Source organism: Actinocorallia aurantiaca (genome assembly GCF_039533685.1).
Lineage (GTDB): Bacteria > Actinomycetota > Actinomycetes > Streptosporangiales > Streptosporangiaceae > Actinocorallia > Actinocorallia aurantiaca.
Map to the genome: position 1 here is coordinate 1 of NZ_BAAATZ010000024.1, position 13439 is coordinate 13439.

Consider the following 13439-nt stretch of genomic DNA (forward strand, 5'->3'; position numbering starts at 1 on the left):
TATTCTCTGTATTTGGAGATTACAGGGCTGCGGCCATATCGGCTCCTCCGATTCCGTTTAGTATTTATCGAAGCGAGCGAGATCAGCTCAATGAATTGTGGAATCAGAGACTTAATTCCACCCCTTGATGCAAGACTGGCTGAACGACGCTTCTGTAGAAGATAGGCCACGGCTAGTTCCGACTCCGTTCCGGCGGAACGCCAAATATCCCCGAAATTATTGGCAACTGCTGAGGTGTGAAATCCGAGCTCAGAGACGGTTGTGGGGATCAGGCGCAGGTCAGGAAGATGGGATGTGGAGAACCCGGCTTACAGAGGGAGTCGGAGCCGTGGGCTAGCAATAGACCAAGTCGATGACTTGGTGGATGAATGCGCTCCACTCGCCGGGTTGGCCCTTGTAGCCGGCGGCTTTGAGGGTGAGTTCGAGGGTTCGGCGTAGGGGGACCGGTGAGGACATGATCGTGTCGTTGCGTAGGGCGAGGCGTGTGAGTTCCTCGGGTTTGGGCGGGCGGTCGCTCTTGGTGGCGTTGCAGGAGTCGTGGGTAGGGGCGAGGTTCCAGACGGCGTCCAGGTCGGGTCCCTTCCACCCGGTGGGGCCGCCGAGGCGCTGCATGTAGGAGTAGGGGAAGACGTGGTCGACCGCGACGGGGTCGGAGGGTGTGAGGGGCTGGTGGCAGATGAGGCATCTGCCGTGCTGGAAGCCGACGACGGCCGCGGTGATGCCGGTGATGGATCTGCGGCGGCGCCGGTCGGTCAGCTTCAGTTCGCTCCAGTCGACGGCTAGGCCTTCTTCCAGGAGGCTGCGGCCTACACCGGAGGCGAACGAGGTCTCCACGATCCGCCAGCGTGCGTCGAGTTCCTCGACCAGTCCGTTTGCCTGCTCGGAGCGAGCGATGTGGGTGAGCGCCGGTGTCAGGATGATGGTGCGGTTCTTGCCTGTACCGGTGAGCTCGTAGAAGCGGTGCGGGAGTTCGACTCCGCCGCGCTGGTTGTGGAACTTCTGCATGACCATGCTGGGGATGGAGCGGATTGCGGCGTGCACGAGTTCTTCCGTCGGGCGGCCCAGCCGCCGGCTCTCCTCGGCTTCTCGGGCTGCGATCGCCAGGAAGTCCGTGTCCTTCATCTGGCCGGTCGGGGCTTGCGGCCCCTCTGAGAGGTGCTCAAGGATGCCGCGCGCATAGACCTCTGCCAACTCCACCAGGGGCACCTCTGCTCGCTCGTCTGCGGCGAGCGAGAGCAGGGCATTGCCTAGCGCGAACTTGTAGGTTCGGGAATTCACGCCCAGGAGCACCGCCATCCGCCAGGAGGCGTGCGCTGTCGGCTCGACTTGGAAGAACTCCCGCATACCCGTGCTCCAACATCCTGCTCATCGCCGACTCGATCGCCCTAGAGGCGTTGTCCGACACGATCAGGGCTTCAGGGTTTTGCGGAATCCCAGGGAGCTCCACTGGACTTCCGCTCGGCCCATGAAGTCTCTGTCTTGTTCATGGATCTCCACCCTGAGTCCGCATGAGCGGGCCAGGTCGATGGTCTCTTTATCCCCGACGTCGAACATGTGCCGTCCTGTCGGCACCGGCCCGTGCCGCAACGTCACCATCACCGCTCCGCCCGGTGCGACCAGTTCGGCGAGGCGGCGCATCGCTTCCGCCCTCTCTGCCTGCTCCAGGTGCATCCACACCGCCGACAACCACACCAGGTCGAAGCGGCCCTCGACTCGGGCCAATGTCGGCAGCACATCGTCCACCCAGACGATGCCCTCGGCCGCGTGCAGCAGGCCTCCCAGGGCGCGGAACTCCGCAACCGGCTCCACCGCCACCACCCGGTGGCCCAACCGACTCAACGCTGCGGCATCACGCCCCGACCCCGCCCCCACATCCAGCACCCGCCCCGGCTTGACCGGAATCAAGCCCAGCACCAGTTGGTGAACCTCCTCGAACACCAATCCTTCATAGCCGCGAGCCAGATCGGCAGCCTGCTCCTCGTACGCGCGCACCGCTGGGATCATCCCGCCAAGCTACCCAACGGTTCGAGTGATGGATCAGAGTGGTCGGCCCCGGCGTGCCATCGGGCCGGTCGCGTGCGAGCTGGCGCAGGGCCATCTCGGATGCGTCCAACGGCAGGTCGGTGCGCAGGTGGTCAGTCAGTTCCCAGCCCACAATGCGCTGGGAGTAGGCGTCCAGCACAAGCGGCCGCATATGCGCAGCCTCCCGGGTGCGCACGTAGGTGATGTCGGTCAGCCGCAGCTGGTCGGGCCGCCCTCTCCACGAGGACACTCACGTACTCCCGCTGACGTACCCGGAAACCATCGCGATGACTGCCTTGAACTTGCAGAGGCGGGTTGCATCAACTCGCTTGACCGTCCTCTATCTCTGTGAGAATCTTCAATCTCTTGAAGAGATCAGAGGGTAAGGGGAAGACGGAAGCATGCTCCTTGAAGATGAACGCGCCCACGAGTGTGCGATCCGTAATGCTTATGCCGATCGGCTGTCGAGCCTCCGTCGTGACGAGCGCCTGATCGGGGTCGAGCCGACCTTCGAAGGAACCAGCCTGCGTGCCGACATGAAGACGGTCGATTCCTCGAACACCCTGAGGATCTGGGAGTTCAAGATCTGGGCCGACCACCGGAGCCTCGGGCAGGTCCTCACCTACCTCGCGATGGAGCGCAAGAATTCGCCCGGACGTAAGGTCCGCGCCGTTCTGGCGGCGTTCGAGTTCGCCCCCGAGATCCTGGAGGCCAACGAGATCCTCAACCTCGGCATCGAGATGGTTCCGATCCCGCCGAAGCTTCGCCTCGCCGGTTTTGTCCCGGCTGTTGAGGTTCCGGCCGCCGAGATGCCGATCATCCCGGCCATCCCGGAGACCTGACGCCTCCGGCCCACAGGCCTACACCTACAGAGAGAAGCCATTCGCCATGAACTATCCGGTGATCCCCAAGGACACCCTCATCCCCGACTCCGCCATCCCCACCGACGAGAAGTTCTCGGGAATGAAGATCGTGCGCTTCCAGAGCAACAAGGAAGCACACGACAACTTCGCGAACAACAGGTACGAGTTCCAGCACGAGCTCGGCATGCACCACACCGTGCGGGGGGTGGTCCTCAGCCGGAAGGGGGCCGCTCCGAACTATCGCATCACCGTGACGATCCACGCCAAACTCCGGCATTTCATCGAGATCGTGAAGTACAACCCGGCGAACCCGCCGGGCGACAACTACGAGGCGATCGGCATGCGGCAGGCGCATGAGCAGACCCAGGCCGACTTCAAGGGCGCGAAGAAGGAGAATCTCAACAACTTCCGGAACTACAACATCGAGGCGATCCGTGGCGAGCGCACCGCCTACCTGCCGACGGTGAGCGGTTGGCAGTCGGACAAGTTCTTCGACCAGACCATCTTCGTCGCGTTCGACGAACCCAGCGACCTCTCGCTCTACGGCACCCTCTACCTGCCCAAGGCTCCGGTCATGCAGTCCGACGGCCAGACCCAGACCGCGGCGCTCTTCCAGGCAGCCGAGACGGAACTCGCCATCAAGGCCGGCGCCCTCGACAGCTTCGGAACCACGCTGGAGATCGAACTCAACGTGGACGAGTTGAAGGCGGGCCAGAGTTTCGCCGATCGCAACGGCCGCGGGTCTAAGAAGAACAAAAACCTGGTCTCCAGGCTCGACAACTCCTCCGCCCTGGCGATCATCCGGGAGCGGGCGATCAAGGACACGATCTTCGAGAGTCGGCTGGCGGATGGCCGGACGGGCGGCGCATCCGAGACCGCGACCAAGTTCATCGTCGACCTCTCGACGATGGACCAGATGCTCCTCGGCGTCATCTGCCGGAACACGAAGAAGCCCGAGCAGATCAAGCACTATCACATCGATCGGTTCGTCCCCTACTGCCGGGAATTCCTGCTCATGCTGCAGGAGACCTTCGGCGAGAAGTGGGCTGACCCGACCCCGAAGAACCACGAGCCCTACCGGCGCCTGTACATCCACGGCTGGGCCTTCGCCCAGAAGGCGATCGCCGTCGCCTACCACGACGCCATGCGGCACAAACTCGTCCCGCTCGGTGCGAGTCTGGGAGTTTCAAGCGACCACTCGACGCCGGACGAGGTGCTCAAGATGGACGAGGAGCTGGTCGAGGCCGCTAAGGAGAAAGCCCCGGAACCGAAGATCACCCTCACCGACCTCAAGTACCGGCTCACCAAGATCGACTGGCTCAGGTACCGGAAGCACTGGATCGCCGTGACCGGCCACAAGCTGGACAAGACCGGCAAGAAGAAGACCCGGGAGATCAAGGACGGCACGGAGGGCGGCAAGAAGCTCATCGTCGAGGGGCAGGCTCAGAACACCGCGGCGACGATCGGGTTCCTCTACAACAAGATCATGTCTGACAGCTGGGAAGAACTCTGCTCTGACGTGGACGCCAAGTAGCCCGAGGCCAGCCTGCGACCACCATGTCGGAGTTCCTGTTCCGCGATCCCTGATCGTGCGTAACTGGCGCCAAAACCAGAATCACTCCCTCCCAGAACCGCTGGTAGGGCAGGTTTAAGGGCGAGATCGCAAACCTGTCCCGTCCTTTCTAGACGCCATGCTCCAGCGCAATCTGCGAGAAGGAGCCCCTCCGGCGGGTGACTAGCTGGGTGACAACGACTGGGGCGACTGAGAGACGAGCAGAGACGTCCAGAAACACGGGAGTGCTGGTCAGGCGCATGGTCGAACTGCCGGGGGAGTGGCTGTAAATGCCTGGGGGTCAAGGGGTCGCAGGTTCAAATCCTGTCGTCCCGACCAGCTCAGGGCCATCTTCGGATGGCCCTGTTTTGCTTTTGGGTGACTAAGCCTCCTGGCTGATCACTTGGCAGGCATGGGACAGGGCCCGAGGATCACGATCCTCGGGCCCTGCTCGTCTTCCTCGGTCTTACCCACTGGCGGGGAAGACCTGGTCCATGGTCTCCGCTCCACACAAGAGAACGGGTCTGATCTGCTTCCTGGTTCCTGCGGTGTGCCTTGAGGGCCTGTACGCAGTGAGCGGGAAGGGCCGGCGTCCCACCCGGTCCAGGGAGACCAGGGCAGGCTCCAGCGCGGGGTCGAGCCCGGTGGCCGGGCGCAGCGGAACGACGTGGTTCATCGTGTGCTCCCGGGGTCGGTGGATCGGCAGGCGGGGCAGGGGCAGAGCACCAGGAAGTCGCCGCCGCTGCGCCGGTCGAGGGGCCAGCGCGCGTCGATCTCAGCCGCCGCGGTCCGGCAGGCGGGGCAGGCCTCGGGGTGGTCGGGCCGCCACTGGGGGTCGAGGTCGGTGAGGTCGTCGCCGGCCAGCCCGCACAAGGTCAGCCCCCAGTGTCCCAAGGCGTGGTAGCGGGGCGGCTGCCCGTTGCCGTCCGGGTCCTTGCACATGTCCCAGCGCATGTCCGGCGGGGCGTAGAACGGCCGGCTCGGGATGGGGGTGTGGCCGGGTGGGCCCGTATGGAAGACGTCCCTGCCGGCTCGGCACCACGAGCACGCATAGGTGGTCATCGTCTCGAAGGGACTCTGCGAGGTGCTGCACCGTTTCGTTGGACGTCCGCAGATCGGGCACGGACCGAGATCGACCGGGGGACGCGGAGACGTCACCCACTCGGGCCAGCCGCCGTCCCGTTCCAACGGATCGTCGTGAAGGTAGGAGTGCGAGCGCCGCGCGTTGTCGTTGGTCACCGGCACCCCTTGTCATCCGCTGGGTTCCCGCCGGGGTTCCGGCCCCGCCCGGCGGTGTCGTCCGCTGAGATCCTAGGTGCACTCAGCGGACAAGATCAGTCATCCACTGAGAATCATCCGAGCTGACGACTGCCGCTAATTCCTGCACTCGGCCTCCTCGCGGGCCGACCCTGGTGGTACTGCGGCTACGTCAACGGCCAACACCGAGGCCGAGCCATGATCGACCAGGGCGTCCGACGCCTCCCCGCCCTGATGCGGCTGGCAGGAACAGGTCTGCCGGGGCATCTGGCCGGACGGTTCGTGGCCGGCCTCTGGGGGCGGTGAGGCGGTCGGCGGCTGCGCGGATTGCGGGCCGAGGAGCGGGGGAAGGAGGCGCAGCCGGGTGGAGGACAAGGTTCAGCGACAGGCGCAGCAGCGCTTCGAAGAGCTGACTGAGCCTTTTCAGCGGGTGGTCGTGAGGGCGCTGGTCACGGGCTGTCGGCAGGTGCGCGGTTTGGCCGGGGAGATGACAAAGCCTCACTGGGGCGGACGCTCTTTATGCCTGCGGGGCGAACAGAGACGCGCGGTATGTCATGGACTGCTTGGAATGCTCTCTTGGTCTCGGGAGCGCGGAGGGGGTTGGGTGAAGTCCACGGGCGGAAGCTGCATCCTGTTTTTTCTGCTTGGCCTTGACCGTGGAAATGGCGAAGGTGTGGTTTCCGTATCGGATGTCAGGCTCCCTGGGTAGGGGTCGTAGTCGCAGAGGTCGGTTCACTCGCTAGATCTCGCCCGGCGAGAACAATGTCAGAATCTCGTGAGGGATCTCGACATCCCTGATCCGTGGGATTTCGGGGTTTTCTACGGCCTTCTACAGGAACGGAGTGGTCGTCCCTTGGAGGTGCTCCCTGTTCTGGCATTTCATACCGGTTCCCCAATGGCTTGTTTCTGCTGAAGGCTGAGGAACATACGGAGCTTTAGCTCCGTGCAGGAGGGGCAACAGCAGCGTCGATTGCTGGCGTGCCCATCTTGGCGATCGCTGCTCGCGGCCGATGGTCAGAGAAGTCACCGGTCGTGCTCGGCCGCATTCGCGCGGTCGACCGGTGGAAGAACAACCCGATGCGCGGGATCGGCCTATGAGCCCGGCTTACTCCGTAAAGGGTCAGAAGCGTCAGACCAGTTAGAAGGCCGCCGGGGCGGAAGGGCCATCCCGCATGGGGAAAGGTCGGGCGGCGACCGCCGCGCAAAGCGAGAGCCGTTAGCGGGGACGGTCCGACTACGGTCGGTTCATCTGCAGGGCAGGACGGGGCGTTGGGCGAGGATACGGCGGGCGCGTTCTCTGGAGAGGTTCTTCGAAGTCCAGCCATCGGGCTTTTCCAGGTCGCGGGCGATCTCTTGGAGGGCGCAGGAGCGGCGGGGTTCGGGGAGGCGGTCCAGGGCGGGGACGGCGTCGGCGGAGAGGCCGTTGAGGTAGGGCACGACGACACGTTCGGAGTGGGCGAGACGGTCGACGTTGCGGGAGGCGATGAAACCGTCGGGGTTGATCAGGCCGAGGAGCAGGAGGCCGGCGGCGCCGGTGGCGGCGACCGCGCGGGGCAGCCAGTCCGCCTTCATCCGAATTCCGGCGACGGCGATCATCACGATGACCAGGCCGAGCCAGAGTTCGAAGGCGTGGACCCACAGGCGCAGACGGGTCCAGCCGGAGGACTCCTCGTAGAGGTAGAGGCGGCGCAGGGCGACCGCGACGACGACCAGGGTCAGCACGCACAGGGCGCCGAGCAGGAGGCGGACCAAGGCCGAGGAGGAGACGGGGCGGTGCCGGACCGCGACGGCGATCACGGCGAGGACCAGCACGGTGACGACGACCAGCTGGAAGAAGCCCTGGCGGGCGTAGGAGGAGTAGGACACTCCGGCAGGCAGGGCGGTGTGGTCGAGCAGGACCCGGGCCTGCACCGCGCAGAAGGCCAGGAAGAGCAGGTTGAGGGAGATGAGCGGCACGGCCCAGGCCCAGCGGCCCGCGGGGGTGCCGGGGGCGGGGGCCAGCTCCTTGAGCCGGGGCGGCGTGATCGCGAGGTAGGCGAAGGCCAGCACCAGGCTGGTGATGATCAGGAACCAGAAGGTGCGCGCCAGGATCGAACCGAGGCCCAGGTCCGGGAGGAGTACCGAGATCATCTCACTGAAGGCCGCGTCGGCGCTGGTCAGCAGGGCTCCGAAGACCAGAAGCAGCAGACCGGCCAGGCCCGCCGTGCGCAACGCGGCCGTGCCCTTGCCCCGGCCCGCTTCGGCCGCCGAGGCGACGCCCCGGCTGGACCACGGAAGCATGGACACCAGTGCACCCGGCAGAGTCAGCCCTCCGCCGATGACCTCGAACCAGCTCCGGCCGCCGACCAGCGCGTACGAGAGCAGGGGCAGCGCCAGCGCCGTGGTCAGCGCGAGCAGCCAGGGAGCGTCGCGCAGGACGGGCATCAGCACCAGGCCGAGGCCCAGGGTCGCGAAGACCAGTCCGGTGCGGTTGCGCGGGGTCAGCCGGCCGCGCAGGACCGGCAGGAGCGCGAGCACCATGGCGACGGCCGTCAGGGCCGCCCCGATGCCGGGCTTACCGTTCAGGAAGGTCGCTCCGGCGATTCCGGCCGCGCCCGCCGGCAGGAGCACGCGCGGCGCGGCCGGACCCGAAGGAGCGGGCCAGGCACGGGCGACCCGTTCGTCGGTGTCGTTCATGAACGGGGTCAGGGCCGGCGCGAAATCGCCGGGGTGGGGTCCTGGCGCGGACGGTTGCGGCGCGGGTGTGATCCAGTCGGTGGGCATGGCGGTTCTCCGGTGGTGAAGGGGGATGGTCACACGGATGTGGCAGCCGGTATCGGTGTTGAGGACGGCGATGGTGCCCTGGTGGAGGTCGACGGCCCAGCGGGCGATGGCCAGGCCCAGCCCGGTGCCGCCGTCGGAGGAGCCGCCCCGGACGAAGCGCTCGAAGACCCGGGGACGCTCGGATTCGGGGATCCCGGGCCCCTCGTCGATCACTTCCAGGACCAGCTCGGTGAGGACGATCGAGGCCCGGACGGTCACGGTGCCGTCGGGTGGGCTGTGCCGGCAGGCGTTGTCGACGAGGTTCGCCACGACCTGGAACAGCCGGTCCCGGTCGGCGTGGGCCGTCAGCCCGGCCCGTACCGCCAGGACCACGGGCGTGGAGGCGCAGACTTCGGCCAAGAAGTCCCGCACGTCGAAGTGCGTGAGCTCAAGCGGGACCGCTCCGGCGTCGACCCGTGACAGGTCGAGGAGCTGGGTCACCAGGCGTCCGAGCCGCTCGGTCTGGCCGACCGCGCCCTCCAGGACCGCCGGTGTGGCCGGGGTCACGCCGTCAGCGACGTTCTCCAGCACGGCCCGGAGCGCGGTGATGGGGGTGCGCAGCTCGTGGGAGACGTTCGCGACGAACTCGCGCCGCTGCCGGTCGACCTCGGCCAGGTCGGCGGCCATGGTGTTGAACGCCTCTCCCAGCTCGCCCACCTCGTCATTGGAGGTGACGCGGACCCTCCGGTCGTACCGGCCGCTCGCCATGGAGCGGGCCGCTGCCGTCATCTCCCGCAGCGGCGCGGTCATCCCGTGTGCGATCAACTGGGTGACGGCCATCGACCCGAGCACCGCGACCGGCAGGGTGATCCGCCCCCTGAAGCCGATGTAGTAGCCCCATTTGACGAGCAACGCCGAGGTGAGCGCGGTGAACATCGCGACCACCCCAAATTTGATCTTGATCGACCGCAGCGGGTCGAGCGGGCGCGGCCAGCTCACTGCCTCTCCAGCGCGTAACCGACGCCGTGCGCGGTCCGGATCCAGGAGGCGCCCAGCTTGCGCCGCAGCGTCTTCACATGGGTGTCGATCACCCGGGAGTCCGACGAACCCGCCCAGTTCCATACCGCTTCCAGCAGGACGGACCGGGTCATCACGGCGCCGGGGTTGCGGGCCAGACAGGCCAGCAGGTCGAACTCCATCGGCGTCAGATGGATCTCGGTTCCCTCCAGATGGACCCGCCGCGCGGCTTCGTCGATCTTGAGTTTCTCGGGGGCGACGGCGGCCGTCACAGCCGAGCGGCGCAGCAGGGCCCGGATCCGGGCGACCAACTCCCGCATGCTGAAAGGTTTGGTCACGTAGTCGTCGGCCCCGACGCCGAGGCCCACCAGAAGATCGGTCTCGTCATCGCGAGCGGTCAGCATCAGGACGGGGACCGGCCGGGCCGCCTGCACCTGGCGGCAGACCTCGAGGCCGTCGAAACCGGGCAGCATCACGTCGAGCACCAGGAGATCGGGCAGGAAGGAGGCCGCCACGGCCACCCCGGCGGGACCGTCGGCGGCCGTCGCGACCTCGAAACCCTCGACGATCAGCCGTTCGGCCACTGCCTGGGCGATTGTCGGGTCGTCCTCGACGAGAAGAATGCGCTGCGCTGTCACGGAGGTGAGCGTATGAGAGCCCTGCGGAGGCTTCGTGTGCCGAATGTGGAGATTTGGTGAAGCCCCACGCCCTACGGGGTCAGCGGCGTGGCACCAGGGCGGCGGTGAGGGTGGCCGCGACGGCCAGAAGGGCGATCTCAGGGGGATCAGGTCGGGAGTGGCAGGGGTGGCGAGCAGGCCGATCAGGGCGGAGAGAAGAACGCCGCCAGTCGCCGCCGATGAGGACCGGCCGCTGGGATCCCAGTGCGCGGACCAGCGGGCCCGCTCAGCTCGGGTCTCTGGTCGGCTCGGCGATCTGGACCAGTCGAGCGAGGTACTTGGCGTCGCCTTCTGTCACTACAGGGAGTACCGCCGAGAGCCCGCTCGCACAGTCGCCGAGAATCTGTCGTCGCTGCAGGTCGACAACCCCGTCGCCGGCCAAAGAGCTGGTGATGCAGCCGGCGACGTAGGAGTCGAGCCCGGGGACCGACTCTCCGCCGGGTGCGTCGACCCGGCATCGCGCGCCCGTCGTAGCGGGATGTCCGATTTTGTGCGATGCGTGTGCTCGCTGAGCTGTGCCAACACAGCCGGTTGCTCGTCGAAGGGCTCCTTTTCAGCCTCGGCCTCTTAAGACCGAGCGGCCAACTGGGTGACAACGGCCAGAGCGGTCGGGGATCGGTAGAGACATCAGGGGTTGTGGAGTTGCTGCTCGGGCGTATGGGCGGACTGTAGTGGGAGAGTTGATAAATGCCTGGGGTCAAGGGGTCGCAGGTTCAAATCCTGTCGCCCCGACCATGAAGCAGCAGGTCAGAGGCCTGATCACTCACGGAGTGACCAGGCCTCTCGGCTTTCTGACCGTCGCTCGGTCCCGTTCATCGCGCCGATCAGGGGAGAGCTTCCCAGGAGGAGTCGACGAAGCCGAGGCGCTTGCCACTGAAGATCTTGAGACCCTTTGTGGTGATCTTGCCCTTGTGGTTCTTGAGAAGGAGGAGACGGCCGTCCGGGGCTTCGCCGGAAGAGGCGATCACGAGGTCGGCGCGGCCGTCGCCGGTGAGGTCGGTGAGCCGGACGATCTGGCCGAAGGCGTCGTGGGGCTCGCCTCCGCCGGGTACGCCCTTGGTCTCCTGGGTGAAGATCTGGGCGCCCTTGGCGGTGATGCCCTTCCTGGAGCCGCGCAGCACCACGACGGCGCCGCCCCTGTTCTTGCTCGTCTCCTCTCTGGGATCGCCGACGGCCACGTCGGCGTAGCGGTCGCCGTTGACGTCACGGACAGAGACCGAGGCGCCGAAGTCTCTGCCCTGCTTGGGCAGCCCGGAGAGCAGGACCGGCTTGGACAGGCCCTCCTCGGTGCCGTAGGCGACGCGTACGCGCCCGTCTTTCTTCTCGGAGGACAGGGCGGTCCCGGCGACGAGGTCGGTGCGCCCGTCGCCGTTGACGTCGCCGGCGGCCACCGACCGCACCTTGACCAGGTCGGTCTCGACGGGCCTGCCGAGACCGTTCTTCGAGCCCTTGAACAGGATGAGCTTGGCTGTCGTCCCCTTCTCGTGCCAGGCGAAGGCGTGGACGAGGTCGGTGATGCCGTCGCCGGTGAAGTCGGCGGCCACCGGCCGGGGGTGGTAGCCGAGCAGAGACGGGGGCGTACTGCGGACGTTCGAGCCCCGGCCGATCTCGGTGAACAGCCAGTGGCGAGAGCTCAAGGTCACGGAGAGGTCGGGTCGGCGGTCGCCGTCGAAGTCGCCGGTGACCAGGGTGGTGTTGCCGCCTCTCGAGTCGACCGGCAGCAGGGCCCTGCGGGACGACAGGCCCTTCCTCGACCCGTAGACGATGATGACCTTGCGGTAGCCGAAGGCCGTGATCGCCAGGTCCGCGAAGCCGTCGCGGTCGAAGTCGGCTGAGGTCAGCGCCTCGCCGAGGGACATGTCGACGGTGAAGCCGGGCAGCCGCAGGCTCTGCGGCGTCAGGGTCTGCACCCGGTGCCTGCCGCCGTAGATCACGCTCACCCGTCCGCGCGCCTTGTCGTCGGAGTTGCGGGGCGAGAACCGGGAAGCGACCGCGAAGTCGTGTTCGCCGTCTCCGTTGAAGTCGTTGGCCTTGGCGGGCCCGGGCGCCGTGACGGCGGGGGCGGGGACCGCGATGACCAGCGGCGCCACCGTCAGACCGGCGACCAGAAGAGCGGGGAGCCTCATGCGCATCCTCAAGGGTGGGCGAATGATCTAGTTCTGCATGAGACGCGCGCTATGCCGGGCAATGTTCTAGCGAAGTTCAGAACATTTCGGTCAAAGGCGTACGTCACCTCCCCGTTTTGCTCTGCGTGCTGGGGACGGGGGCAGGATCGCCCGCGCCTGGGACCGGGTCAGAGAGCAGAGAAATCGACGTCGGCCAAGGGGAAGGCGCCGGGGGCGGTCACGGGTGCCTTCAGGCCCGTGGGGGCGCCCAGGTAGACGAGCAGTTCGCCCGACGGCGGGCCGTACGGGGCGTCGTCGCTCGACCGGGTGGCGACGAGATCGCGACGGCCGTCGCCGTTCACGTCCCGGACCGCCGACGGGTTCTCGGCTGCCGCCAGCGAGCGCACGGCGCCGAGCCCCCGCGCCGTTCCGAGCGCGAACCGGACGGCGTGGAACGGCGGCACACCCTCGGACGCGTTGTTGACCAGCGCGAGGTCCGGACGGCCGTCGCCCGAGAAGTCCTTCAGGTACAGGCGCACGTCGGTGTGGAATTCAAGGCTTCTGGTCACGCCGAGCTCATGCCGGGCCCCGCGCACGTGGCCGCGGCGCGGGTTCTGGAACACGCCCCACTCCTCGTCGCCGAGCACCACCAGGTCGGGACGCCCGTCCTTGGCGAAGTCGGCCACCGCCAGGTCGCCCGCGAACAGGATGCGCAGCGTGCGGGACGTCAGGCCCTTGCGGCCGCCGTAGACGATGACGGTGTCCGGGCTGAAGCCGTCCCACTCCGGTCTGACGCTGACGGCAAGGTCGGCGAACCCGTCGCGGTCGAAGTCGGCAGAGGCGACCGAGCCTCCGAACGCGTCGGCTCCCGGCTTACCGGGCACGCCCTTGCTCGCACGGCTGATCACCTGCTTCTTCCGCTTGTTGCGGCCATAGGTCACCACCACCGTCCCCGCGTAAGGCACGGTGCCCACCTTCGCCTCCGGCTTGCCGACCGCCTGGTCGCGGAGCCCGTCCCCGTTGAAGTCGAATGCCCACGCCCGCCATTTCATACCGGCCTTCTAGCGCGACAGATCCCCATAAGACGCCGATTCATCCTGGAAAGTTGGTAGCTGTCGGTTACCCGGAAGACGGCTTCCGTCGGCTCGCACCCGCGGGGATGCTTCCGCTGCCGGGTCGCCGCGGTGATGACGGTGCAGCCCGC

General features: G+C 66.9%; 9 protein-coding genes. 2 read left to right on the forward strand and 7 right to left on the reverse strand.

Annotated elements, in window-relative coordinates; genetic code table 11:
• Positions 1 to 333: 333 nt before the first annotated feature.
• Positions 334 to 1344: an HNH endonuclease gene (locus tag ABD327_RS25840; RefSeq protein WP_344453609.1), complete on the reverse strand. Its 1011-nt coding sequence runs from the start codon at positions 1342 to 1344 to the stop codon at positions 334 to 336.
• 63 nt (positions 1345 to 1407) lie between these two features.
• Positions 1408 to 1992 (reverse strand): class I SAM-dependent methyltransferase, encoded by a 585-nt coding sequence (locus tag ABD327_RS25845; RefSeq protein ID WP_344453612.1) that lies wholly within the window; start codon positions 1990 to 1992, stop codon positions 1408 to 1410.
• A 431-nt stretch (positions 1993 to 2423) separates the two neighbouring features.
• Here ABD327_RS25845 and ABD327_RS25850 point away from each other — a divergent pair, with 431 nt between their 5' ends.
• Positions 2424 to 2864 (forward strand): PDDEXK family nuclease, encoded by a 441-nt coding sequence (locus tag ABD327_RS25850; RefSeq protein WP_344453615.1) that lies wholly within the window; start codon positions 2424 to 2426, stop codon positions 2862 to 2864.
• A 46-nt stretch (positions 2865 to 2910) separates the two neighbouring features.
• The gene (locus ABD327_RS25855; protein ID WP_344453617.1) at positions 2911 to 4419 is read left to right on the forward strand and encodes a hypothetical protein; all 1509 of its coding nucleotides are present in this window, start codon (positions 2911 to 2913) and stop codon (positions 4417 to 4419) included.
• A 690-nt stretch (positions 4420 to 5109) separates the two neighbouring features.
• On the opposite strand, the gene ABD327_RS25860 is transcribed toward ABD327_RS25855, so the two are convergent.
• The 5 genes from ABD327_RS25860 to ABD327_RS25880 all read right to left on the reverse strand — a co-directional run bounded on the left by ABD327_RS25860 (position 5110) and on the right by ABD327_RS25880 (position 13287).
• The gene (locus ABD327_RS25860; RefSeq protein WP_344453619.1) at positions 5110 to 5499 is read right to left on the reverse strand and encodes a hypothetical protein; all 390 of its coding nucleotides are present in this window, start codon (positions 5497 to 5499) and stop codon (positions 5110 to 5112) included.
• A 1440-nt stretch (positions 5500 to 6939) separates the two neighbouring features.
• Entirely contained in the window at positions 6940 to 9435 is a 2496-nt protein-coding gene (locus ABD327_RS25865) for a DUF4153 domain-containing protein (protein WP_344453622.1), read from the reverse strand.
• Entirely contained in the window at positions 9432 to 10091 is a 660-nt protein-coding gene (locus ABD327_RS25870) for a response regulator transcription factor (protein WP_344453624.1), read from the reverse strand. Before ABD327_RS25870 ends, ABD327_RS25865 begins: the two co-directional genes overlap by 4 nt.
• Before the next feature lie 863 nt (positions 10092 to 10954).
• Entirely contained in the window at positions 10955 to 12256 is a 1302-nt protein-coding gene (locus ABD327_RS25875) for an FG-GAP-like repeat-containing protein (protein WP_344453626.1), read from the reverse strand.
• 167 nt (positions 12257 to 12423) lie between these two features.
• The gene (locus ABD327_RS25880) at positions 12424 to 13287 is read right to left on the reverse strand and encodes a hypothetical protein (RefSeq protein ID WP_344453629.1); all 864 of its coding nucleotides are present in this window, start codon (positions 13285 to 13287) and stop codon (positions 12424 to 12426) included.
• Positions 13288 to 13439: the final 152 nt, after the last annotated feature.

Coding starts and splice junctions, on each gene's coding strand:
- ABD327_RS25875 (WP_344453626.1), bottom strand. CDS start 12,256: ATGAGGCTCCCCGCTCTTCTGGTCGCCGGTCTGACGGTGGCGCCGCTG.
- ABD327_RS25850 (WP_344453615.1), top strand. CDS start 2,424: ATGCTCCTTGAAGATGAACGCGCCCACGAGTGTGCGATCCGTAATGCT.
- ABD327_RS25840 (WP_344453609.1), bottom strand. CDS start 1,344: ATGCGGGAGTTCTTCCAAGTCGAGCCGACAGCGCACGCCTCCTGGCGG.
- ABD327_RS25855 (WP_344453617.1), top strand. CDS start 2,911: ATGAACTATCCGGTGATCCCCAAGGACACCCTCATCCCCGACTCCGCC.
- ABD327_RS25880 (WP_344453629.1), bottom strand. CDS start 13,287: ATGAAATGGCGGGCGTGGGCATTCGACTTCAACGGGGACGGGCTCCGC.
- ABD327_RS25860 (WP_344453619.1), bottom strand. CDS start 5,499: ATGACCACCTATGCGTGCTCGTGGTGCCGAGCCGGCAGGGACGTCTTC.